This window comes from Curtobacterium sp. MCPF17_011 (genome assembly GCF_003234145.1).
Taxonomy (GTDB): domain Bacteria; phylum Actinomycetota; class Actinomycetes; order Actinomycetales; family Microbacteriaceae; genus Curtobacterium.
In genome coordinates this window covers 127128-149543 of sequence record NZ_QKSK01000007.1, presented here as the reverse complement: position 1 = coordinate 149543, position 22416 = coordinate 127128, and the positions used below count along the sequence as shown (strand labels likewise).

21 protein-coding genes are annotated in these 22416 nt (G+C 71.8%); 8 read left to right on the top strand and 13 right to left on the bottom strand.

Features of this window, described 5'->3' with window-relative positions; genetic code table 11:
- Positions 1-45 precede the first annotated feature (45 nt).
- Positions 46-1614: a DEAD/DEAH box helicase gene (locus tag DEJ25_RS10780; RefSeq protein WP_111044699.1), complete on the top strand. Its 1569-nt coding sequence runs from the start codon at positions 46-48 to the stop codon at positions 1612-1614.
- Positions 1615-1826: 212 nt separating this feature from the next.
- On the opposite strand, the gene DEJ25_RS10775 is transcribed toward DEJ25_RS10780, so the two are convergent.
- Positions 1827-2699 carry a PHP domain-containing protein gene (locus tag DEJ25_RS10775; protein ID WP_110903264.1) on the bottom strand — a complete coding sequence of 291 codons (873 nt, stop codon included), beginning with the start codon at positions 2697-2699 and terminating at the stop codon, positions 1827-1829.
- Positions 2700-2861: 162 nt separating this feature from the next.
- On the opposite strand from DEJ25_RS10775, the gene DEJ25_RS10770 reads away from it, so the two are divergent.
- Together DEJ25_RS10770 and DEJ25_RS10765 are read left to right on the top strand one after the other, a co-directional pair.
- Positions 2862-4346 carry an aminopeptidase P family protein gene (locus tag DEJ25_RS10770; RefSeq protein WP_111044698.1) on the top strand — a complete coding sequence of 495 codons (1485 nt, stop codon included), beginning with the start codon at positions 2862-2864 and terminating at the stop codon, positions 4344-4346.
- A 10-nt stretch (positions 4347-4356) separates the two neighbouring features.
- Positions 4357-4830, top strand: a complete 474-nt coding sequence (locus tag DEJ25_RS10765; protein ID WP_220033207.1) for a GNAT family N-acetyltransferase — start codon at positions 4357-4359, stop codon at positions 4828-4830.
- Between the two features lie 148 nt (positions 4831-4978).
- Here DEJ25_RS10765 and DEJ25_RS10760 read toward each other — a convergent pair whose 3' ends face one another.
- Positions 4979-6133: a general stress protein gene (locus DEJ25_RS10760; RefSeq protein ID WP_111044662.1), complete on the bottom strand. Its 1155-nt coding sequence runs from the start codon at positions 6131-6133 to the stop codon at positions 4979-4981.
- Between the two features lie 92 nt (positions 6134-6225).
- Here DEJ25_RS10760 and DEJ25_RS10755 point away from each other — a divergent pair, with 92 nt between their 5' ends.
- Genes DEJ25_RS10755 through DEJ25_RS10745 form a run of 3 tightly spaced genes read left to right on the top strand, consistent with a single transcriptional unit; the run spans position 6226 to position 9305 of the window.
- The gene (locus tag DEJ25_RS10755) at positions 6226-7557 is read left to right on the top strand and encodes a magnesium transporter MgtE N-terminal domain-containing protein (RefSeq protein WP_111044661.1); all 1332 of its coding nucleotides are present in this window, start codon (positions 6226-6228) and stop codon (positions 7555-7557) included.
- A gap of 46 nt (positions 7558-7603) precedes the next feature.
- A complete protein-coding gene (locus tag DEJ25_RS10750; RefSeq protein ID WP_111044697.1) occupies positions 7604-8152 on the top strand; it encodes a DUF1003 domain-containing protein in 549 nt (182 codons plus the stop codon).
- Entirely contained in the window at positions 8145-9305 is a 1161-nt protein-coding gene (locus DEJ25_RS10745; RefSeq protein WP_111044660.1) for an Mrp/NBP35 family ATP-binding protein, read from the top strand. Before DEJ25_RS10750 ends, DEJ25_RS10745 begins: the two co-directional genes overlap by 8 nt.
- A gap of 15 nt (positions 9306-9320) precedes the next feature.
- On the opposite strand, the gene DEJ25_RS10740 is transcribed toward DEJ25_RS10745, so the two are convergent.
- Positions 9321-9695: a twin-arginine translocase TatA/TatE family subunit gene (locus tag DEJ25_RS10740; RefSeq protein WP_110903269.1), complete on the bottom strand. Its 375-nt coding sequence runs from the start codon at positions 9693-9695 to the stop codon at positions 9321-9323.
- 63 nt (positions 9696-9758) lie between these two features.
- Here DEJ25_RS10740 and DEJ25_RS10735 point away from each other — a divergent pair, with 63 nt between their 5' ends.
- Positions 9759-10391 (top strand): O-methyltransferase, encoded by a 633-nt coding sequence (locus DEJ25_RS10735; RefSeq protein ID WP_110903388.1) that lies wholly within the window; start codon positions 9759-9761, stop codon positions 10389-10391.
- 154 nt (positions 10392-10545) lie between these two features.
- On the opposite strand, the gene DEJ25_RS10730 is transcribed toward DEJ25_RS10735, so the two are convergent.
- The 4 genes from DEJ25_RS10730 to dapE form a co-directional block, all read right to left on the bottom strand.
- The gene (locus DEJ25_RS10730) at positions 10546-11217 is read right to left on the bottom strand and encodes an AAA family ATPase (RefSeq protein ID WP_111044696.1); all 672 of its coding nucleotides are present in this window, start codon (positions 11215-11217) and stop codon (positions 10546-10548) included.
- A gap of 225 nt (positions 11218-11442) precedes the next feature.
- Positions 11443-11613: a DUF3117 domain-containing protein gene (locus tag DEJ25_RS10725; protein ID WP_017887054.1), complete on the bottom strand. Its 171-nt coding sequence runs from the start codon at positions 11611-11613 to the stop codon at positions 11443-11445.
- Between the two features lie 106 nt (positions 11614-11719).
- Positions 11720-12967 carry a hypothetical protein gene (locus tag DEJ25_RS10720; RefSeq protein ID WP_258366473.1) on the bottom strand — a complete coding sequence of 416 codons (1248 nt, stop codon included), beginning with the start codon at positions 12965-12967 and terminating at the stop codon, positions 11720-11722.
- The gene (gene dapE, locus DEJ25_RS10715; protein WP_110903271.1) at positions 12964-14046 is read right to left on the bottom strand and encodes a succinyl-diaminopimelate desuccinylase; all 1083 of its coding nucleotides are present in this window, start codon (positions 14044-14046) and stop codon (positions 12964-12966) included. The genes DEJ25_RS10720 and dapE overlap by 4 nt, the downstream gene beginning before the upstream one ends.
- 96 nt (positions 14047-14142) lie before the next feature.
- Here dapE and dapD point away from each other — a divergent pair, with 96 nt between their 5' ends.
- Complete coding sequence (gene dapD / locus DEJ25_RS10710; protein ID WP_110903272.1) at positions 14143-15126, top strand: 2,3,4,5-tetrahydropyridine-2,6-dicarboxylate N-succinyltransferase; 984 nt, start codon at positions 14143-14145, stop codon at positions 15124-15126.
- 1027 nt (positions 15127-16153) lie between these two features.
- Here dapD and DEJ25_RS10705 read toward each other — a convergent pair.
- The 6 genes from DEJ25_RS10705 to DEJ25_RS10680 form a co-directional block, all read right to left on the bottom strand.
- Positions 16154-17452, bottom strand: a complete 1299-nt coding sequence (locus DEJ25_RS10705; RefSeq protein ID WP_110903273.1) for a citrate synthase — start codon at positions 17450-17452, stop codon at positions 16154-16156.
- Positions 17453-17631: 179 nt separating this feature from the next.
- A complete protein-coding gene (dapC, locus tag DEJ25_RS10700; protein WP_111044658.1) occupies positions 17632-18750 on the bottom strand; it encodes a succinyldiaminopimelate transaminase in 1119 nt (372 codons plus the stop codon).
- Between the two features lie 3 nt (positions 18751-18753).
- A complete protein-coding gene (fdxA, locus tag DEJ25_RS10695) occupies positions 18754-19068 on the bottom strand; it encodes a ferredoxin (RefSeq protein WP_110903275.1) in 315 nt (104 codons plus the stop codon).
- A gap of 39 nt (positions 19069-19107) precedes the next feature.
- Positions 19108-20400, bottom strand: coding sequence for a PIG-L family deacetylase (locus DEJ25_RS10690; protein WP_111044657.1), 1293 nt, complete (start codon positions 20398-20400; stop codon positions 19108-19110).
- Between the two features lie 39 nt (positions 20401-20439).
- Positions 20440-20988: a hypothetical protein gene (locus tag DEJ25_RS10685; RefSeq protein ID WP_111044656.1), complete on the bottom strand. Its 549-nt coding sequence runs from the start codon at positions 20986-20988 to the stop codon at positions 20440-20442.
- Between the two features lie 147 nt (positions 20989-21135).
- Positions 21136-22329 carry an amidohydrolase gene (locus DEJ25_RS10680; RefSeq protein WP_111044655.1) on the bottom strand — a complete coding sequence of 398 codons (1194 nt, stop codon included), beginning with the start codon at positions 22327-22329 and terminating at the stop codon, positions 21136-21138.
- Between the last annotated feature and the right edge of the window lie 87 nt (positions 22330-22416).

Below are 22416 nucleotides of genomic sequence, written 5' to 3'. Positions count from 1 at the left end.
TCGGTAGACTGGCCCGGACTCCTCCCCACGAACAGGGTGAACTTCTTGACTTTCTCAGAACTCCAGATCGAGCAGGACATCGTCGATGCGCTCGCGAGCAAGGGCATCATCGAGCCCTTCCCGATCCAGCAGCAGACGATCCCGCTCGCCCTGACCGGCCAGGACATCATCGGTCAGGCCAAGACCGGCACCGGCAAGACCTTCGGGTTCGGCCTGCCGCTGATCCAGCGCATCGGCGCCGACCCCGCACCGGGTGTGAAGGCGCTCGTCGTCGTCCCGACCCGTGAGCTCGCCGTGCAGGTGAGCGAGGACCTCGAGTCCGCGATGGTCAACCGTCCGACGAAGCTGGTCTCCATCTACGGCGGCAAGGCGTACGAGGGCCAGGTCGAGCAGCTCAAGGCCGGCGCGCAGATCGTCGTCGGCACGCCCGGGCGTCTCATCGACCTGCAGCGGCAGCGCCTGCTCGACCTCTCGCACGTGCAGGAGATCGTCCTCGACGAGGCCGACCGCATGCTCGACCTCGGGTTCCTGTCCGACATCGAGCGCATCTTCCAGGCGGTCCCCGAGGTCCGGCACACGATGCTCTTCTCGGCGACGATGCCGGCACCGATCGTCGCGCTCGCCCGCCGCTTCATGTCGCGTCCGGTGCACATCCGCGCGACGGACCCCGACGAGGGTCTGATGCAGGCGAACATCAAGCACGTCATCTACCGCGCCCACTCCCTGGACAAGGACGAGGTCATCGCCCGCATCCTGCAGGCCGAGGGTCGCGGCAAGACCGTCATCTTCACCCGCACCAAGCGTGCCGCAGCCCGCATCGTCGAGGAGCTGAAGGACCGCGGCTTCAACGCCGCCGCGGTCCACGGTGACCTCAACCAGGAGCAGCGCGAGCGCGCGATGGCCGCCTTCAAGGCCGGCAAGCGCGACGTCCTCATCGCGACGGACGTCGCCGCCCGCGGCATCGACGTGGACGACGTCACGCACGTCATCAACCACACGATCCCGGACGACCCGGACACGTACCTGCACCGCGCCGGCCGCACCGGTCGTGCGGGCAAGACCGGCATCGCGGTCACGTTCGTGGACTGGGACGACCTGCACAAGTGGACGCTGATCGACAAGGCACTCGAGTTCGGCATCCCCGAGCCCGTCGAGACCTACTCGTCGTCGCCGCACCTGTTCACCGACCTGGACATCCCGGCCGGCACCAAGGGCCGCCTGCCCGGCACCACGTCGCACGCGGCGACCGCCGGCACCGAGAAGTCGTCCGCCGGCTCGCGATCGGGCTCCGGCTCCGGCTCGCGTTCCGGCAGCGCCGGTGAGTCCCGGTCGCGCAACCGCAGCCGGTCCGCCGGTTCCGAGCAGTCCGGCTCACGTCGCACCTCGGGTGACCGTCCGGCGGCGGAGCGCTCTGCTCCCGCCGAGGACGCCACCGCCCAGGCTGCCACGGCGCATGCCGCCACCACCCCGGCCGACGGTGCGCCGTCCTCCCCCGCCGGTGACGAGTCGGGCGACGGCACGCAGAAGCGTCGCCGCCGTCGCCGCCGTCGTGGCGGCAGCGGCTCGTCCGAGGCGACCGCCTCGACCCCGCAGGGTTCCTCGGACGGCGAGTAGCGCCTCCAGACCGATCGGCCCCGTCACCCCGGTGACGGGGCCGTCGTCGTTCCCGGGCCCGCTGGCGGCTCGGCGGCAGTGTGGTGCGCGAAAGCGACAGATCTGCGCCGGATTCCTCGCGCGATCTGTCGCTTTCGCGTCTCCGTCGCGCACCGCGCCCCCGGACGGGAGGCCCGCGGCCGGTCCCGCAGGACCGCGTCAGGCCAGGCGCGTCAGAACAGGCGCGAGCCCGGGCCGACGACGGGCGCGCTGCCGGTCGCCTGCTCGACGATCGCGTCGAACGAACGACGTGCCGTGCGGTGCTCGCCGAGGCGGTTGGGTTTGCCCTCGCCGTGGTAGTCGCTCGACCCCGTGACGAAGAGCCCGAACTGCGCGGTCCAGTCCAGGAGCGTCCGCTTGCCGTGCGCCTGGTTCTCGCGGTGGTCGACCTCGAGACCTGCGAGACCCGCGTCGACGAGCTCGCGGAGCATCGGCTCGTCGATCACGATCCCGCGCGAGGACGCCGCCGGGTGTGCGATCACGGGGACACCACCCGCTGCACGGATCAGCTCCACGCCACGCAGCGGGGTCGGGGCCTCGTGCGGCTCGTAGTAGCCGGAGGACGGGTGCAGGATGCCGCGGAACGCCGCGCTCCGGTCGGTCTCGAGGCCGAGTCGGACCAGGGCGTCGGCGATGTGCGGGCGACCGATCGTCGCGCCCTCGCTCGACTCGGCCAGGACGTCGTCCCAGGTGATCGGGTGGTCGCGGCCGATGGCGTCGACCATGCTGCGAGCGCGGGTGAGGCGGCCGTCGCGGATCGCGGTGGTCTCGGCGACCAGGCCTGGGTCCTGCGGGTCGACCAGGTAGCCGAGGACGTGCACGCTGCGCCAGCCGATCCGGGTGCTGAGCTCGAGCCCTGGCACCAGCGTCATCGGGAGCTGCCGGACCGCTTCGGTCGCCTCGTGCCACCCCGCGGTGGTGTCGTGGTCGGTCAGGGCGACGCCGTCGAGGCCGCTGGCCGCCGCAGCCCGGACGAGGTCCGCCGGGCGCTCGGTGCCGTCGGAGACGCTCGAGTGAGCGTGCAGGTCGATGAACGGATCAGGCACGCCGCAATGCTATCCACAGGCCACCAGCCGGTCGGACGCCGTTCACAGAAGCGGGTCGTCCACGAGGGTCCGCCCGACATGAGCGCGGTCACCTCCGGCGTGGAGCACGTGCGGACGGCGGCGCCGGAGCCTGATCGGTGGAGCGGTGGGATGATGGGACGCATGGCCGACTCCACTCCCCGCGCGACGAGCAACCGCTCCACCACTCCCGGCTCGTCCGTCTTCAAGGACCACATCGCGTCGAACTGGGCGGAGCGCGAGCGTCCGCTCCCGGCGCCCCGTGAACAGTCCGCCTTCGCTGCCGAGCGTCGTGCTCGGCTCTCCGAGCTGCACACCGGCCGGACGCTCGTCATCCCCGCCGGGCAGGCGAAGGTCCGGTCGAACGACTGCGACTACCCGTTCCGCCCCCACTCCGCCTTCGCGCACCTGACCGGATGGGGCACGGACACCGTCGTCGGTTCCGTGCTGGTCCTCACGCCGAGCGGCAGCGGACACGACGCCACGCTCTACTTCCGTGCGACCGCCGGCCGCGACTCCGAGGAGTTCTACGCCAACCCCGAGATCGGCGAGTTCTGGGTCGGCCCGCGCCCCTCCCTGCCCGAGGTCGCCGCCGACCTCGGACTGGCGACGGCCGACCTCGGGGAGCTCGACGGCGTCCTCGACGGGCTCGACGCCTCGGTGCTGGTCGTCCGCGACGCAGACACCGACTTCACGCGTGCGCTCGACGAGCGTCTGGGTGCGACGGTCGGCGGCGCCGAGGAGCAGGACGACGCCCCGGCGACGACGGACGTGCTCTCCCGCGACCTGTCCGAGCTGCGCCTGGTGAAGGACGCGTACGAGGTCAACGAGCTGCGCAAGGCCGTCGACGCCACGCAGCACGGCTTCGACGACGTCATCGCCGACTTCGACGCCGTCCTGGCGCACCCCCGCGGGGAGCGCATCGTCGAGGGCACCTTCAACCGCCGTGCCCGCGCCGACGGCAACACGGTCGGCTACGACACGATCGCGGCTGCCGGCCACCACGCCTGCATCCTGCACTGGACGCGGAACGACGGTGCCGTGCAGCCGGGGGACCTCATCCTCATCGACGCCGGGGTCGAGGTCGACTCGTTCTACACGGCAGACATCACCCGCACGCTGCCGGTCAGCGGCACGTTCTCCCCCGTGCAGCGGATGGTCTACGAGGCCGTCCTGGAGGCTGCCGACGCGGCGTTCGCGATCGTCAAGCCCGGCATCACCTTCCGGGAGGTCCACGCGACCGCCATGCAGGTCATCGCCCGGAAGACGGCCGAGTGGGGCTTCCTGCCGGTCTCCGCCGACGAGTCGCTGCTGCCGGAGAACCAGTTCCACCGCCGCTACATGGTGCACGGCACGAGCCACCACCTCGGTCTCGACGTGCACGACTGTGCCAAGGCCCGGCGTGAGATGTACCTCGACGGCATCGTGCAGCCCGGCATGGTGTTCACGATCGAGCCCGGGCTGTACTTCCAGCAGGACGACCTGACCGTGCCGGAGGAGTTCCGCGGCATCGGTGTCCGCATCGAGGACGACGTCCTGGTGACCGAGGACGGGGCCGAGAACCTCTCGGCGCACATCCCCAGGACCCCCTCGGAAGTGGAGGGGTGGATCGCCCGCACTCCGCGCTAGCCTGGGGCTCGTGAGCGCTGAAGCCCCCTCGAGCACCTTCCTGATCGACGTCGAGCACTTCGACTCGCCCGACGCACAGCGGTTGCGTGCTGCCCAGCGCATCGAGATCGACAGCACGTACGGCGCGGACACCGAGCCCGGCCCGAAACCGACGGCGGACTCGATCGCGGTGTTCTTCGTGGCGCGTGACGGTGACGGCACCCCGGTGGGCTGCGGCGGCCTGCGGATCGTCGACGACGGCATCGCCGAGGTGAAGCGGATGTACGTGCGGACGGAGTCCCGCGGATCCGGTGTCGCGGCCGCCATGCTGCGTCGGCTGGAAGAGGCGGCGCTCGACCTCGGGTCGCCGGCGCTGGTCCTCGAGACCGGCAGCGAGCAGAAGCGGGCGATCGCCTTCTACGAGCGTGAGGGGTTCAGCCGCATCGCAGCCTTCGGCCCCTACGTCGGCGCCGACCGCTCGGTCTGCTACTCGAAGATCCTCTGACCGGCAGGCGCCGACCAGCGGGCGCCGAGCAGCAGGCACCGAACAGCAGGGGCCGGGCAGCGGGCCCTGCACTCGGCTCGCCCGGCAACGAGGAGGGGCTCCCGGACCATCTGGTCCGGGAGCCCCTCCTCGTCAGCGCGGGTGGTGGTCAGTCGCCGCGTTCGTCCTCGCGACGAGCCTGGTCGGTGTCGTCCGTCGCACGCTCGCCCGTCTGCTCCTCGGACTCGGGAGCGGCGGTCCGCTCGCCGTAGCGGGGGCCGTCGTTCGTGCCGTACTGCGCCGAACCCTCGGGGCGCTGTGGCGGGTTCGCGCCGCGGTCACCGGAGGCGTCGCGGGCGGCACCGTCGTTGGTGCCGTACCGCGGGCCTCCCGTCGAGTCGCGGCGAGCGTCGTCGGCGGGAGCCCGGCGAGCGGAGTCGTCGTCCGTCCCGTAGCGGGGACCGTCCTTGGTGCCGTAACGGGGACGGCCGTCCGGCGTCGGTGCCGCCTGCTGGCCGGTGCCCGGCTGCTGGTGCGGCGTGGCGTGGCCGCCGTAGGGCGAGCCCTGCTGGCCCTGCTGGCCCTGCTGGCCCTGCTGGCCGTACTCGCCGTACTGCGGAGCACGGCCCTGCGTCGGCACACCCTGGCCGGGACCGCCCTGCGGAGCACCACCCGGCCCGGCACCGGGACGCCACGGCTGCTGGCCGACCTGACCCTGCTGTCCGACCTGACCCTGCTGGCCGTACTGCCCCTGCTGGCCCTGTTGCCCGTACTGCCCCGGCTGTCCGCCTTGCTTCGGGTTCCCAGCACCCGGCTGGTCCCACGCCGTGTGCTGGATCGTGCCGGCCTGCCCGAGGATGCGCTGCGCCTGCCCGGAGAGCTCCGGCTCGACGACGATCTGGTAGTTCGTAGCGAGGACCTGGTGGACGCTCGTGAAGTCGCGCTGTCGCTTGGTGATGGCGAAGGAGACGATGCCGTAGAGCATGCCGAAGCCTGCACCGATGACCGCTGCGGCGGCGAAGAGCCCGCCGGCCGACGGTGAGAAGAGGGTGAGGACGATGCCGAAGAAGAACCCGAGCCAGAGCCCGGAGAGCGCTCCCGCGAGGGCGGCGCGGCCGTAGGTCATCTTGCCGGTGACCCGCTCGACCGTCTTGAGGTCGTTGCCGACGATGGCCAGCTTGGCGACCGGGAAGTCCGCTTCGGCGAGCTTCGCGACCACGCGCTGTGCTTCCGGGTAGCTGTCGTAGGTGCCGAGGACGTCACCGCGGGGCAGCGTGGGGAACGCCTGTGCCGTGCGGCCGCCGAAGGGGCTCTGAGTGCTCACACAGTCATCATCCACCGGGCTCCTTGCGATCGCACGAGAACCACCAGGGAAGGGGCGGCGAGCGCGCCGGGACGAGCGACTACGCTGGACGGGTGAGCGCCTCGAAGGTCTTCGTCGCCCGCTTGGCCGGGTGCTCCGTCTTCGACCCCGCGGGCGATCGGGTGGGTCGGGTCCGGGACGTCCTGGTCGTCTACCGCCGGGTCGACGCCCCGCAGGTCGTCGGGTTGATCGTCGAGGTCCCCGGCAAGCGCCGGATCTTCGTCAGCATCGGCCGGATCACGTCGATCGGCGCCGGGCAGGTCATCACGACGGGCCTGGTCAACATGCGCCGCTTCGAGCAGCGCGGTGGTGAGGTCCGGGTGATCGCGGAGATCCTCGGCCGCAAGGTGCTCATCAAGAAGGAGCAGATCCGCGCCACGATCGAGGACGTCGCGATCGAGGACCACGGGCAGGGCGACTGGTCGATCGCGCAGCTCTTCCTCCGCAAGCCGAAGACCACGCCGTCACCGTTCGGCAAGGGTCCGACGACGTTCGCCGCCTGGAACGAGGTCACCGAGGACGAGCTGCCGGGTGAGTCGCAGTCGGCCGAACACGTGATCGCCGCCTACTCAGACCTGGTGCCCGCCGACCTGGCCTCGACCCTGCTCGACCTGCCGTCCGAGCGACGCTTCGAGGTCGCCGAGGAACTGCCGGACAACCGTCTGGCCGACGTCCTCGAGGAGATGCCGGACCAGGAGCGGATCGAGATCCTCTCGGCGCTCCGTGACTCCCGTGCCGCCGACGTCCTCGACCAGATGCAGCCCGACGATGCCGCCGACCTGCTGGCGCAGCTGCCGGCGGAGCGCAGCGAAGCCCTCCTCGAGCTCATGGAGCCGGAAGAGGCGCAGGACGTCCGGATGCTGCTCGAGTACGAGCCGGACACCGCGGGCGGTCTGATGACCACCGAGCCGGTGATCCTGTCCGCCGACTCGACCGTCGCCGAGGGCCTCGCCCTGATCCGGCGCCACGAGCTGGCCCCGGTACTCGGGGCCGCGGTCTGCGTGACGCTGCCGCCGTACGAGCCGCCGACCGGCCGCTTCCTCGGCCTGGTGCACTTCCAGCGGATGCTCCGGTACCCGCCGAACGAACGCCTCGGCACCCTGATCGACCAGCAGACCGAGCCGGTCAAGGTCGACGCGAGTGCCGCTGAGGTGACTCGCGTGATGGCGACCTACAACCTCCTGTCCGTCCCAGTGGTCGACGACGCCCACCGACTCGTCGGGGTGGTGACCATCGACGACGTCCTCGACCACGTCCTGCCGGACGACTGGCGGAGTCAGGACGAGGCCGACGCCAACCCGGGCGCGGTCTCGCGCCCCCGCTCACTGACCCGCAGAGCACCGCTGGTCTCGGGAAGGAGGACGACTCGTGGCACGCACGGATGAGAACCGCAGGGAACGACCCGAGGAACGTCTCGACTCCCCCAAGGGCATGCGCACCCGCGTCCTGCCGACCCGGCGCCGTGGGCGCGGGGACGCCTTCGGTCGCGCCACCGAGGGAATCGCCCGCGCGATGGGCACCCCCTGGTTCCTCATCGGCCTGACGCTCTTCTGCGTGCTCTGGATGGGGTGGAACACGCTGTCGCCGAAGTCGTGGCAGTTCGACTCGGCGGCGATCGGCTTCACCGCCCTCACCCTCGTGCTCTCACTGCAGGCCTCGTACGCGGCGCCGCTGATCCTGCTCGCGCAGAACCGCCAGGACGACCGAGACCGTGTGCAGTTCGAGCAGGACCGGCAGCGGGCCGAGCGGAACCTGGCCGACACCGAGTACCTCGCCCGCGAGGTCGTGGCACTCCGCCTGGCGATGCGCGACATGGCGTCGAAGGACTTCATCCGCGCCGAGCTGCGGTCACTGCTCGAGGAGCTCGACCGCCGCGACGGCGACCCCGAGGACCTCGACGACCTGGACGACCGAGACCGGGACCGCGCGCGGAGCCAGGGGCACGACCGTGGCCACGACCGTTCGGCGACACGTGGCTGACGTCTCCCGGCCGGAGGACCAGCTCGGCACGGCGGTCCTGGCTGCCCTCGGCCGCGTCATCGACCCCGAGATCCGCCGCCCCGTGACCGAGCTGGACATGATCCGAGGGGTCGACGTGCAGCCGGGAGGCTCGGTGCGCGTCGACCTGCAACTCACGATCGTGGGGTGTCCGGCTGCCGACACCATCGAACGGGACGTGCACGACGCTGCGGCGTCCGTCCCTGGAGTGACGAGCGTCGCGGTCGACGTCGACGTGATGTCGCCGGCGCAGCGGGCCGCCCTGACCGACCGGCTGCGGGCGGGCCGACCGAAGGGCGTCCAGTTCACGCCGGACTCGCTGACGAGGGTGATCGCGGTGACGAGCGGCAAGGGCGGCGTCGGCAAGTCCACGGTGACGGCGAACCTGGCCGTCGCCCTCGCTCGTCGCGGGCAGCGGGTCGGCATCGTCGACGTCGACGTGCACGGCTTCAGCATCCCGGGCCTGATGGGCCTCACCGACGAGCACGGCGTCGCGCCTCGCCCGACCCGCGTGGACAGCATGATCCTGCCGCCGGTCGCCCACGAGGTGAAGGTCGTCTCGATCGGCATGTTCGTCGACGACGTCTCCACCGCGGTGTCCTGGCGCGGGCCGATGCTGCACCGGACGGTCAACCAGTTCCTGTCCGACGTGTGGTTCGGTGACCTCGACGTGCTCCTGCTCGACATGCCGCCCGGCACCGGTGACGTGGCGATCTCCGTCGGTCAGCTGCTGCCGCACGCCGAGGTCCTCGTCGTGACCACGCCACAGGCTGCTGCGGCGGACGTCGCCGAACGCAGCGGGATCGTCGCCCGGCAGACGGGTCAGCGGGTGATCGGCGTCGTCGAGAACATGGCGGGACTCGTGCAACCCGACGGCAGTGTGCTGCACCTCTTCGGCGAGGGCGGCGGCGACGAGACCGCACGACGGCTCTCCCGCGGGCAGGACGCCCCCGTGCCGGTGCTCGGCCGGGTGCCGCTCTCGGTGCCGCTGCGTGCCGGGGGTGATGCGGGCCTCCCGGTCGTCCTCGGCGACCCGACGGACGCCGCAGCGGTCGCGCTCGACGCGGTGGCCGACCGGCTCACCGCGATGGGGCGCGGCCTCGCCGGACGGAGGCTCGGCCTCTCGCTGTCGTGAGGCGGCCGGGCTGCGTCAGGTCGATTCGGCGTCGTACGGTGCCGCCTCGCCGGCTGCCAGCGGCACGATCGGCGCGGGCGCACGGACCTTCGACGCAGTCACCGTCGCCGCGGCCGCAGCCGCCTCGGCACCGGCGGACGGGGAGTCGAGCAGGGCGTCGCGGATGATCCGACGCGGGTCGTACTGACGCGGGTCCAGCTTCTGCCAGTCCACGTCGTCGAAGTCGGGGCCCATCTCCTCGCGCATCCGGTCCTTCGCGGTGTCCGCGAACCGGCGGACGGCCTTGACGAAGTCGGCGAGCTTCTGGGCGTAGACGGGCAACCGCTGCGGCCCCAACAACAGCACGGCGATGATCCCGATGAGCAGGATCTTGTCGAGCTGGATGTTCACGGGAGCGAGCCTAACGCGTGGAGTCGGCGAGTCACCCGTAGAGTTGACCGACGAGGAGTGTGCGTGTCAGAGAAAGACTCGAACTGGAAGTTCGCGGAGGACATCGTCTCCGAACCCGACGGTGTCGCCCGTGCCCGTGAGCGCTCCCTCGAGCTCGGGGTCGAAGCCGTCTCACCCGCCATCGGCGCGCAGATGAGCGTGATCGCCGCCGCCTCGCGGGCGACGAGCATCATCGAGATCGGCACTGGGCTCGGCGTCTCCGGGCTGTACCTGCTCGCGGGTGCACCCGACGCGACCCTGACGACGATCGACGTCGAGATCGACCACCAGCAGGACGCCCGGGACGCCTTCATCGCCGCCGGCACCGCGCCCGGACGGGTCCGGCTGATCCCGGGCCGCGCGGCGCAGGTGCTGCCGCGGATGAACGACGCCTCGTACGATGTCGTGCTCATCGACGCCGACCCGGAGCATGTCATCGAGTACGTCGAGCACGGCCTGCGGCTGGCGAAGACCGGTGGCACCGTGCTCGTCCCGCACGCCCTGTGGCGCGGCAAGGTCGCGGACCCCGTCAAACGGGACCGCGCGACGACCGACTTCCGGCTGCTCCTGACCGAGGTGTCGACCTCCGGTGCGGTCCGCAGCGCCCTGTCCCCCGCGGGCGACGGGCTGCTGCAGATGACGAAGCTCACCGACTGACCGCGGTCGCACGGCGTGCTGCCCGCGGTTCGCCGAGGTCGCACGGCGTGCCGCCCGCGGTTCGCCGAGGTCGCACGGCGTGCCGCCCGCCGCCCGGTTCGGCGGCGGTTCGTACGACGTCGGAGCGCGACCCGGGCCGGCCGGGAGGCACGACTCACGCCAGGTGCCGCAGGTACCGCTCCGGCGCCTCGAGGAACGCCCGCTGGTTCCGGACGAGATCCAGGTCTGCCCAGGCGCTCCGCCGGATGCCCCACTCCCCCACCTCGAGGACGGTCGCGTCCGGGAACGCGGCGAGCACCGGCGAGTGCGTCGACAGGATCACCTGACCGACACCGTCCTCGACGATGGACTGCAGGAGCGCGATCAGCGACAGGCAGCCCGAGAACGACAGCGCCGACTCCGGTTCGTCGAGCAGCCACAGCCCGGGCCACCGCGCCCGGTCGATGACGAAGTCCAGGAACGACTCGCCGTGGCTGCGCTCGTGGAACCGCGGCTCGGGGCGGCTCGGGTTCGGGTGCTGCTCCAGGTAGGTGAAGAAACCGTGCATGGTCTCGGCACGCAGGAAGAACCCACTGCGCGCTGCCCCGAAGTCGCGAACCAGGCGGATGTGTTCCCACAGGTCGGACTCGGACGGTCGTGTCGAGTGCCCGGACCCGGTCGATCCGCCCTCCGGCGCCATGCCGAACGCCAGTGCGATCGCCTCGGCCAGGGTCGACTTCCCGACGCCGTTCTCACCGACCAGCACCGTGACGGGACCGAGTTCGAGCCCCTCGTCGAGCAGCTGCCGGACCGGTGCCAGGGTCGCCGGCCAGTCGTCGCGCGGCATCGGGTCCGGGTCGAGGTACTCCTCGATGCGGCGGACCGGCAGGTTGCGGACGCGGTCCCGGGGCACGTGACCATCATGCCGGGCGGGACCGACAGCCTCCAGGTCGTGTCTCCGCGATCGAGTCTCGGCCGGCGAGTCATCCCCACCGGGTCTCCGCCGATGCCGGACGCACGGAAGGTCCGGGACGTACGCGTCCCGGACCTTCCGTGGTGGTGCGTCGACGAACTAGGCCGAGACGACCTCTGCCAGTGCGTCGTGGAGTTCCTTGGCCTCGGCGTCGTTGACCGAGACCACCAGGCGGCCTCCACCCTCGAGCGGAACCCGCACGATGATGAGTCGACCCTCCTTGACAGCCTCCATCGGCCCGTCGCCGGTCCTCGGCTTCATTGCTGCCATCAGATTGTCCCCTTTCGTGCAGTACGAACAGGGGCCATTATCCCGTAGACAGGCACGACTGCGAAACCGCCCAGGTCGGGGGTGCTCCCTGAGCGCACCCTGAGCGTCACGGCGGCGTCCAGTCGTACCCGTCCACCCACCAGCAGAAGTACAGCCAGGTCCACTGCAGGACGACCGCCAGGACCACCATCGCGACCCGGTAGACCCGCGATCGGGGCAACGCGACGACCCCGAGCAGCGGAGCGATCGGCAGCAGGATCCGCCACGTGCTGGACTGCGGGAAGAACACCGCCAGCAGGTACACCAGGTACGCGACACCCCAGAGTCGGAGCTCCAGGCCGATGCGCCGAGCGGCTGGCTGGAACACCACGGCGACGAAGCCGGCCAGCACCACGACCAGCAGGATCGTGCCCGCCGGCTGGTGGAACCACCACCCGAAGCCCTGCACCCAGGGGGTGAAGGGCACGAGTTCCCCCCAGCCGATGTACGACGACCGCCAGGCGAGCTCGGTGTCGGTGTACGCGCGGGGCACACCGGTGGCGGCCCAGGCGATCGCGGGCCAAGCCAGACCGACCAGTCCGGACACCACGGCGACGATCGCCGGGGCGACGGCCGTCCGCACCGTCAGCCGCTCGGGCATCCGGAGCCAGGCCGGACGGAGCACACCGACGACCACGAACAGGCTCATCAGGAGGGCGAACGCCAGGCCGGTCGGACGGGTGATCCCGAGGAGCAGGACCACGGGCAGCATCGCCCAGTACCGCCGCTGCACCAGGAGCAGCAACGCGACGAGCAGGAGCAGCAGGCCCATCGCCTCGGCGTAGGCGACCTGGAACATCACCGAGACCGGAGCGACGCAGAACAGGACCGTGGCGAAGGTCGCGCGGGCCGGGTCGAGGAAGCGCCCCATCAGACGCCGGAAGACCAGGGCCGCGCCCCAGCCGGCGAGCAGCGACACTCCGACGGCCACGAACTCGAACGATGCGCCGGTGACCGTCATGAGTGCCCGGACCGTGAACGGGTACGCGGGCATGAACGCCCACGCGTTCTCGGTCACGTGCCCGGCGGCGTCGATCGGCAGCGTCGACGGGTAGCCGGACGCGGCGATCACCCGGTACCAGGCGCCGTCCCAGATCGAGGCGAACGACAGGTACGACGGGTGCTGCACCGTGAACGAGTTCGCGGTCTGGATCCGCGCGAAGCCGGACATCAGCGCCGTCGTCAGGACGCGCGAGAGCGTGTAGACGACGGTGATCCGCAGCCACCACGGCAGCAGCCGCCACCGGACGACCACCCACGACCGCCCCGCTCGCGGCGACCGTGCGCGGGGCACGGCCGACGAGGCGGTGGTCACGCCGTCAGCCACCGCCGCAGCCCGTCCTCGACGGCCGTGATCTGGGCGACGGGGACCTGTTCGTCGTCGTGGTGCGCGAAGACCGGCTCGCCGGGGCCGTAGTTCACGGCCGGGACGCCGAGCGCGGAGAACCGGGCGACGTCGGTCCAGCCGTACTTCGGCCGCGGCGCCGGACCGCCGACGGCCGCGACGAACTGCTGCGCCAGCGGGGCGTCGAGGCCGGGGCGGGCGCCGGCTGCCAGGTCCACGATCGTGACGTCGTAGCCGTCGAAGAGCTCACGGATGTGCGCGACGGCCTCTTCCGCCGAGCGCGACGGCGCGAAGCGGTAGTTCACGTGCACCATCGCCTCGTCGGGGATCACGTTGCCGGCGATGCCGCCCGAGATGCCCACGGCGTTCAGACCCTCGCGGTACTCGAGCCCGTCCACCGTCACCGTGCGGGGCTCGTACGCGGCGAGGGTGGCCAGGATCGGGGCGGTCTTGTGGATCGCGTTGTCGCCGATCCAGCTGCGCGCACTGTGGGAGCGCTTGCCGGACGTGCGGACCTCGGCGCGCAGGTTGCCGTTGCAGCCACCCTCGATCTGCGCCCCCGACGGCTCCCCCAGGATCGCGAAGTCGCCGGCGAGCAGTTCGGGCCGCGTGCGGGCCAGACGACCGAGGCCGTTCAGCGCGTCGCTGACCTCTTCGTGGTCGTAGAAGACCCACGTCACGTCGACGTTCGGCGCGACGAGGTCGACCGCGAGCTTGAGCTGCACCGCGCAGCCGGCCTTCATGTCGACCGTCCCGCGCCCCCAGAGGATCTCGGTGCCGTCGTCGGCGGTGCGGAACTCCGTCGGCAGGTTGTCGTTGAGCGGCACGGTGTCGATGTGCCCGGCGATCACCACGCGACGTGCGCGACCGAGCTGCGTGCGGGCGACGACGGCGTCCCCGTCGCGGACCACGTCGAGGTGCTCGAGCGGGGCCAGGGCGGCTTCGATCGCGTCGGCGAGGGCACCTTCGTTGCCGGACACCGATTCGATGTCGCAGATCGCGCGGGTGATGTCGATGGACGAGGCGGAGAGGTCGAGCGGCTGCGGCATGCGGGCAGCCTACCGATCGTTCCCCGCAGGTCGGCAGTTCTCCACAGGAGTCCGGGTGGACGGTCTCCGGAGGTGGCTGCTCGCTACCCTCGGAGGGTGACCGAGACGACCCCGCAGCCCGACACCTCCGACAACTCCCGCGCCTCGCACGCGTGGGGCCACGGCCTCGCGACGATCGCCTCTGACGGCACCGTGCTCGACACCTGGTTCCCGACGACGCACCTCGGCCGGGTGCCCACCGACGCGACCGTCCCCGACGAGCTCGTCGCGGCCGCCGGTGACGACCCGCGCCGTGACGTCCGGATCGAGACCGTCACCGTCGAGATCGCCATCGACGACGCGCCCGCGAGCACCCCGGACGCCTACCTCCGCCTGCACCTGCTCAGCCACCTGCACGTGCGGCCGAACGAGATCTCCCTCGACGGCGTCTTCGGCCACCTGCCGATCGTCGCGTGGACGAACGCCGGCCCGGTGCTCCCCGAGACGCTCGCCCGGCTGCGGCCGACCCTGCAGCGCGCCGGGATCGCCGTGCACGCGATCGACAAGTTCCCGCGGCTGGTCGACTACGTCGTGCCGGACCGCGTCCGCATCGGCGACGCCAACCGGGTCCGACTCGGCGCCCACCTGGCACCGGGCACCACCGTCATGCACGAGGGCTTCGTCAACTTCAACGCCGGCACCCTCGGCGAGGCGATGATCGAGGGACGTGTCTCGCAGGGCGTCGTCGTCGGCGAGGGCACCGACATCGGCGGCGGCGCGTCGATCATGGGCACGCTCTCCGGCGGTGGCACCCACCGCGTGCGGCTCGGAGCACGTGCCCTGCTCGGCGCGAACGCCGGGCTCGGGATCTCGCTCGGTGACGACTCCGTGGTCGAGTCCGGACTCTACGTCACCGCCGGCACGAAGGTCGTCCTGGTCGGCGCCGCACCGAACCCGGACGGCACACCCCGCACCGTGAAGGCCGTCGAGCTCTCGGACGCGCCGAACGTCCTGTTCCGCCGCAACTCCCTGACCGGGGCGGTCGAGGCGCTGCAGCGGAAGGGCGAGGGGATCCAGCTGAACACCGCGCTGCACGCCTGACACGCGCGTACCGGCGCGACCAGCCAGGAGGCCCGTCACCCGTCCGTCGGACGGGTGACGGGCCTCCACTGCGTCGCAGGGAGCTGCAGGTCACCGCGGAGGCGGGACCGGGACCGGGACCGGGCCCGGGCTCGGGCTCCGCTCGCTCTGGTCCTCGGCTCCGGTCCGCCGCCCAGTCCGGTCGGGTCCGGTCCGGTCGGCTCCGCCGCCCAGTCCGGTCCGCGCCGGTCCGCCGCCCCGGCGGCCACGCACGCGATCAGCCCGACGAACGGCTGAGCGGGCGGAACACCAGGCTGCGGCGACGGACGTCCACGGAGATCCGCCCGCTCGCAACCGAGGCGCCGGGGGCCGGTGCCGGTCCACGAGCACCGCACCGGGCCTCCAGGCCGTCGCACCACCCACCTGCTGGACCCGCACGTCCGACGAGCGGGCGGAACACCAGGCTGCGGCGACGGACGTCCGCGGAGTTCCGCCCGCTCGCGACCGGGGCACCGGGGGCCGGTGCCGGTCCACGAGCACCGCACCGGGCCTCCACGCCGTCGCCCGACCCACCCGCTGGACCCGCACGTCCGACGAGCGGGCGGAAGACCAGGGTGCTCTCGCGGAACAACCGCGCGTTTGCGCCCGCTCGCGCTCGCCCGAGCGGTCGACCCCGCTCGAGGCGCGGCGAAGAACACTCCGGGGCGGCCGAGCGCGACGGGCCGAGCTCCGCCCGGGCGCGAACGGGCGGAACGCCAGGGTGGGCCGCCGCGTGACCGCACCGTTCCGCTCGCTCGGCGGCGGGAGGACGGGACGCGGACGGCGCGATCCACCCGGGCACGGCGCGGACACGCGCGTCGCCCGCGACACGCGGGACCCGCACGACGCGAGCGACCCGCCCGACCCGCTGGACCCGAAAGACCCGAACGCGGACGTGTGCGGACGTGTGCGGACATGCTTGGAGGCCCGGCGCCGGTCCACGAGACCGGCTCCGGGCCTCCAGGCGGTCACGCCCACCCCTCCGGAGGCGAGCGGACCGACGGGCGCGTCAGCGCTGCGGCACGTGCCGCTCCGGGTACCCCACGTACAGCTGCTGCGGGCGCCCGATCTTGTTCAGCGGGTCGTTGTTCAGTTCGCGCCACTGCGCGATCCAGCCGGGCAGCCGACCGATGGCGAACAGCACCGTGAACATCCGCGGCGGGAAGCCCATCGCCTTGTAGATGATGCCGGTGTAGAAGTCGACGTTCGGGTAGAGCTTGCGGCTGACGAAGTACTCGTCCTCGAGTGCGATCTGCTCGAGTTCCTTCGCGATGTCGAGCAGGTCGTCCTGCACGCCGAGTGCCTCGAGGACCTCGTCCGCGGACTCCTTGACGAGCTTCGCTCGGGGGTCGTAGTTCTTGTAGACGCGGTGTCCGAAGCCCATGAGCTTCACCCCGCGCTCCTTGTTCTTCACCCGCTCGACGAAGCGCGTCACGGGCTCGCCCGAGTCCTTGATCTGCTGGAGCATCTCGAGGACGGCTTCGTTCGCGCCGCCGTGCAGCGGACCGTAGAGGGCGTTGATGCCGGCCGAGATCGACGCGAACATGTTCGCCTTGGTCGAGCCGACCAGCCGGACGGTCGAGGTGGAGGCGTTCTGCTCGTGGTCCTCGTGCAGGATGAGCAGTCGGTCGAGGGCCTTCGAGAGCACCGGGTTCGGCTCGTACGGCTCGGCCATCGTGCCGAAGTTCAGCCGCAGGAAGTTGTCGACGAAGGACAGGCTGTTGTCCGGGTAGAGGAACGCCTGACCGATCGCCTTCTTGTGTGCGTACGCGGCGATGACCGGGAGCTTGGCGAGGAGCCGGACGGTCTGCAGTTCGACCTTCTCGGGATCGTCGACGTCCATGTCGTCCTCGTAGTACGTCGACAGGGCGCTGACCGCACTGGACAGCACGGACATCGGGTGCGCCGAGTGCGGCAGCGCGTCGAACAGGCGCCGGAGGTCCTCGTGCAACAGGGTGTGGCGGCGGATCCGGCTGTCGAACGCCTCGAGCTCACTCGGGGTCGGCAGCTCGCCGTAGATGAGGAGCCAGGCGACCTCGAGGAACGTGCAGTTCGCTGCGACCTCGGCGATCGGGTAGCCGCGGTAGCGGAGGATCCCCTGGTCGCCGTCGATGTACGTGATCGCGCTCTTGGTGGCCCCGGTGTTCACGAAGCCGTAGTCGAGCGTGTTCAGCCCGGTCTGCTTCTTGAGCGACGAGATGTCGATCGTGGAGGCGCCGTCGACGCTCTGCAGGATCGGGAACTCCGCCGTTCCCCCCGGGAACGTCAACGTGGCCGTCTCGGTCGCCTGTTCGGCACCGGGGCTCACGGGGACGGGCGTCGTGGGCGGTGTGGCCGTCTTCTGAGCGTCGTTGGCAGTGTCAGTCACGCTGGACAGCCTAATCGCGGCGACTGTCGCTCGGGTACATGCAGCGGCTCCGGAGTTGGTGTGGAACCACTGTTGCGCGGACGCGTCGCGGGTGGGCGGGTGTTCGTCCGGGAGGCCCGTCAGCCGTTCGCGACCCGGCCCGCGCTGGCGAGACGCTGGCCTGCGGCGGCGATCCGGTCGTCGGTCGCGGTCAGCGCGACGCGCACGTGTCGGGCGCCGGCCGCCCCGTAGAACGTGCCCGGGGCGACGAGGATGCCGTGCTCGGCGAGCCACGCGACGGTGTCGAGCGCGGGCTCGTCTCGGGTCGCCCAGAGGTACAGTCCGGCGCCGCTGGCGTCGATGCGGAAGCCGGCACGTTCGAATGCCGTCCGGAGCACGTTCCGCCGGTTGCGGTACCGGGTCTTCTGCTGTTGGACGTGCGTCTGGTCCTCGAGCGCGACGATCATCGCCTGCTGGACCGGCAGCGGCGGCATCATGCCGGTGTGCTTGCGGATCGCCAGGACGTCCGCGAGCAGGACCGGGTCGCCGGCGACGAAGGCTGCACGGTAGCCGGCGAGGTTCGACTGCTTCGACAGCGAGTAGACGCTGAGGACACCGTCGAAGGAGTCCCCCACCACACGCGGGTCCAGGATCGTCGGCGTCGGCGTGGTGTCGTACGGCGCGTCCCAGCCGAGTTCGGCGTAGCACTCGTCACCGACGATGACGGCGCCGAGTTCGCGGGCCCGGTCGACGGCGGCGCGGAGCTGCTCGATCGAGAGCACCCGCCCGTCCGGGTTGCCCGGGGAGTTCAGCCAGACGAGCTTCGTGCTGGACGGCCAGGTGGCGGGATCGTCGGCGGCCAGGGCGTCGGCACGCACGAGGGCTGCGCCGAGCTCGTAGGTCGGGTAGGCCGCTTCCGGGAACACGACCGTGTCACCGGGGCCGAGGCCCAGCCAGAGCGCCAGGCCCGCGATGAACTCCTTCGACCCGATGGTCGGCAGGACGTCGTCGGCGGTCAGCTGGACGCCCTGCCGCCGGCCGTACCAGGCGGCGATGGCCTCGCGGAGGGCCGGGGTGCCGGCGACCTGCGGGTAGGCGTGCGCATCGGTGGCGTCGGCCAGCGCGCGACGGACGACGTCAGGCGTCGGGTCGACCGGCGAACCGACACTGAGGTCGACGATCCCGCCGTCGTACGCTGTGGCACGCTGCTTGTACACCGCGAGCTGGTCCCAGGGGAAGTCGGGCAGGTCGAGCGGCACGGGTCAGGCCCGCGGCTGCGCCATGACGACCGGGTGGTCAGCGTGGATGACGCCGACCTTGGCCGCACCGCCGGGCGAACCGATCTCGGAGAAGAACTCGACGTTGGCCTTGTAGTAGTCGGCCCACTGCTCGGGGAGGTCGTCCTCGTAGTAGATGGCCTCGACCGGGCAGACCGGCTCGCAGGCACCGCAGTCGACGCACTCGTCCGGGTGGATGTACAGCGACCGGTCGCCCTCGTAGATGCAGTCCACGGGGCATTCGTCGATGCACGCGCGGTCCTTGACGTCGACACAGGGCTGGGCGATCACGTAGGTCACGAGCGAGTGCTCCCTTCCGGGGGTTGAGCGACTGCCAGCCTACTCGTGCGGGGCTGCGACCACGGACCGCTCGCCGTCCGTCGGTCGCTGCCCGTCCTTCGGTCGCTGCCCGTCCGTCGGCCGCTGCCCGTCCGTCGGCCGCTGCCCGTCCGTCGGTCCCTGCGCACGGAGCCCGGTCAGGTCGGGCCAGGCGAGCACGAGCATGGCGACGACCGCCGGCCCGAACGTCCAGACGTAGCCCGCGGGGTTCGCCAGGACCAGCGGGGAGGTCGCTCCGGCCACGGCGACGAGCACCTGGGTGGCCAGGATGATCCCGATGCCGGCCGCAGCGACGAGCAGTCGCGATCGGTACAGCAGGCGGACGCCGACGACGATGCCGATCACGATGAGGGTGGTCAGGACCATGCCGATCGGCGCAGTGCTCCACGAGCCGATCTCGACGGTCTGCTGGTGCGTGATCGTGCCGAGGGCACCGACGAGGACGCCGACCACGGCGGCCACGACGACCGCGGTGGCCTTCCCCTGACCGGACATCTCGGCGTAGGTCTGCGGGGCGACGGGGACCGGGGGCGCGTCGTGGCGGAAGGCCTCGAGCGCCGGCACCTGGTGCCGGACGCCGTGCGGCATGACGTACGACAGCGACGAGGGGTCCTGCGGGTCGGCGGGGTCGACCGCGACCTGGCTGCGGTACTGCTCGAGTGCTGCCCGGACCCGGCCGCGCACCGGGCGCACGTCGACGGTGAGGTCCACCAGCCCGGAGTCGGCGTCCACGATCATCGAGAACGGGACCTCCTCGGCCCTCGCCGCGTAGCGGGCGGCGGCGTGGATGCGGAGGTGGTCCGGGTGCCCGTAGCCGCCGTCGTCGCCGTAGCTGACCACCGCGTCGGCGCCGGTCGAGCGGATGGCGGCGCGGACGTCGTCGACGACCTCGCCCAGGTCCGCGCGGGTCAGCGAGTCCTCCGGAGCGTCACCGGCCGAGGTGGCCCGGCCGTCCGGACCCCACTGCATGCCCGAGTCCGTGTACCGCCGTGCCGGGAGGTCCGTGGGCCGGGCTCCTGGACCGCCGAGCCAGAGGTGCGCGGGGCCGCCCAGTGCTGCCAGCGCGGCGGCGATCTCGGTCTCACGGTGCGCGGCGACCCGGAGGCCGTCGCCGGCCATCGGGGCGAGCTCGCTCGTGAGCATCTCGCCTCGCTCCCCGCGGGTCGCCGTCAGGACGGTCACGTGGGCGCCGAGTTCGAGCAGCGTCGCGATGGTGCCGCCGGACGCGAGCGTCTCGTCGTCGGGGTGCGCGTGGACGAAGAGGACGCGCTCAGGGCGTGTGACCGTGGACATCGCCTGCAAGCGTACGGGACGCCGTCGGGCCGCCGGGTGTCAGCGGGGTGTGACGATGTAGGTCGCGGTGGCCCCGCCGCCGCTGTCGGTCGAGAACGTCACGACGACGCGGTGGTCGTCGCTCCGGAACAGGCCGAAGGCACTCGAGGAGTCGGCCCGCTCGGCCGACTTCGTGAAGCCGGCGTCCGCCAGCTGCTGCGCTGCCCGGGCGAAGTCGTCGACCGAGGACACCCGGACCTGCACGACCCACCCGGAGTCGGCGGGCCCCGCGCCACCGCCCAACACGGTGCCGTCGACGAGCGGGACGGACGAGGACGGGAAGCCCGCGGGCACCTGGCCGTCGCTCGTCACCTTCGTGCCCTTGAGCGCGGTGTCGAGCGCGCCGTCGATGCCACCCGCGACCTTGGCCATGCCCTGCTGGATCGCGGCACCGTCGATGCCGTGCACGGTCTCGGACACGCTCGACGCCACCGAGGAACCGAGGTCCGTCGCCTGCGCGAGGTGCTCGGACGAGCAGCCGCTCAGTCCGGCGAGGGCGACGCCGGCAGCGACGGCGGCGGTGAGGGAGGTGCGGATCGGGTGACGCATGCCGGTACCGTAACCGCCCCGATGCCGGACTGGTCGAGCATCGGCTGGGAGATCACCCGCACTGGGGGCACGAGCGCCGGGCACCCACGCCGGGCGAGCACGCCGGACAGGCGCACCGGGACGGGCACGCCGCGACAGGCGCGCTCGTCAGCCGAGCGACGCGCGGGCCGCGGCGACGAGGGCGTCGACCCCGACCGGGATCGCAGTGTCGGCCTGCGGGGCGTAGAACGGCGAGTGGTTGCTCGGGACGTCCTCACCGCGGCGGAACAGTTCCGGGTCGGTGATGCCCGTGAACCAGTACACGATCGGTGCTCCGGCGGCGGTGGCGAGCTGTCCGACGTCCTCCGAGGCCATCGCCAGTCCGGACTCCACGTCGACCGCGTGCGGCACGACGGCACGCACGGCCTCGAGGACGACCGCTGCCTGCTCGGCGTCGTTCACCAGGACGTCGGCACCCGGGGCGCGCTCGATCGTCGGGGCAGCCAGACCCCCGGCATCACTCTCGGCCCGGACGATCCGCTCGATCGAGGCGACGATCCGCGCCCGGGTCTCCTCGTTGCGCGCCCGTGTGGATATCTCGATGACCGCGGTGTCCGGGATGATGTTCGGTCGCGTCCCGGCGTGGAAGGAGCCCACCGTGACGACGCCTGCGTCGCTCGGCCCGACCTCGCGTGAGACGACCGTCTGCAGCCGGACCACCGCCGAGGCCGCCGTGACGATCGGGTCGAGGGACGCCTGGGGAGCGGAGCCGTGGGCGCCGCGACCGTTGAACGTCACGGTGAAGCGGTCGCTCGACGCCATCACGGCACCGGACCCCACGGCGACCACGCCGACCGGGGCCGGGGCCGAGTGCTGCCCGAGGACCACGGCGGGCGTCGGGAAGCGCTCCACGAGGCCGTCGTCGATCATCGCGCGGGCACCGGAGATGACCTCTTCCGCCGGCTGGAACACCGCGACGACGGTGCCGCTCCAGTCCGCGGTGGTCCCGACCAGACGCTCGAGTGCACCGAGCAGCCACGTCACGTGGATGTCGTGACCGCAGGCGTGCATGGTCGGCCCCTCGTTGCCGTCCTCGTCCGTCGCGCGGTCGGTGCTGGCGTAGGGCAGGCCGGTGCGCTCCTGCACGGGCAACCCGTCCATGTCAGCGCGGAGCCAGACGACCGGACCGTCACCGTTCTCGAGGACACCGACCACACCCGTCCCGCCGACGCCCGTGGTGACCGTGATGCCGCCGATCTCGGTCAGCCGGTCGACGACGACGCCCGCGGTGCGGTGCTCCTGGAAGCCGAGCTCCGGGTGGGCGTGCAGGTCCTGGTAGATCGAGAGCAGGTCGAGAGTCACCGGTCCACCGTATCTCCCGACGCCGACGGCCCGGCCACCTGCGAGCGGTGACCGGGCCGTGGGAGGGAGGACGGGCCTCCCGAGTGG

Bases quoted from the DNA above. Each gene is read 5' to 3' on its own strand.
- DEJ25_RS10770 (WP_111044698.1), top strand. From the start codon at position 2,862: ATGGCCGACTCCACTCCCCGCGCGACGAGCAACCGCTCCACCACTCCC.
- DEJ25_RS10750 (WP_111044697.1), top strand. From the start codon at position 7,604: ATGCGCACCCGCGTCCTGCCGACCCGGCGCCGTGGGCGCGGGGACGCC.
- DEJ25_RS10730 (WP_111044696.1), bottom strand. From the start codon at position 11,217: ATGCCGCGCGACGACTGGCCGGCGACCCTGGCACCGGTCCGGCAGCTG.
- DEJ25_RS10725 (WP_017887054.1), bottom strand. From the start codon at position 11,613: ATGGCAGCAATGAAGCCGAGGACCGGCGACGGGCCGATGGAGGCTGTC.
- dapE (WP_110903271.1), bottom strand. From the start codon at position 14,046: ATGCCGCAGCCGCTCGACCTCTCCGCCTCGTCCATCGACATCACCCGC.
- DEJ25_RS10690 (WP_111044657.1), bottom strand. From the start codon at position 20,400: ATGTCCACGGTCACACGCCCTGAGCGCGTCCTCTTCGTCCACGCGCAC.
- DEJ25_RS10685 (WP_111044656.1), bottom strand. From the start codon at position 20,988: ATGCGTCACCCGATCCGCACCTCCCTCACCGCCGCCGTCGCTGCCGGC.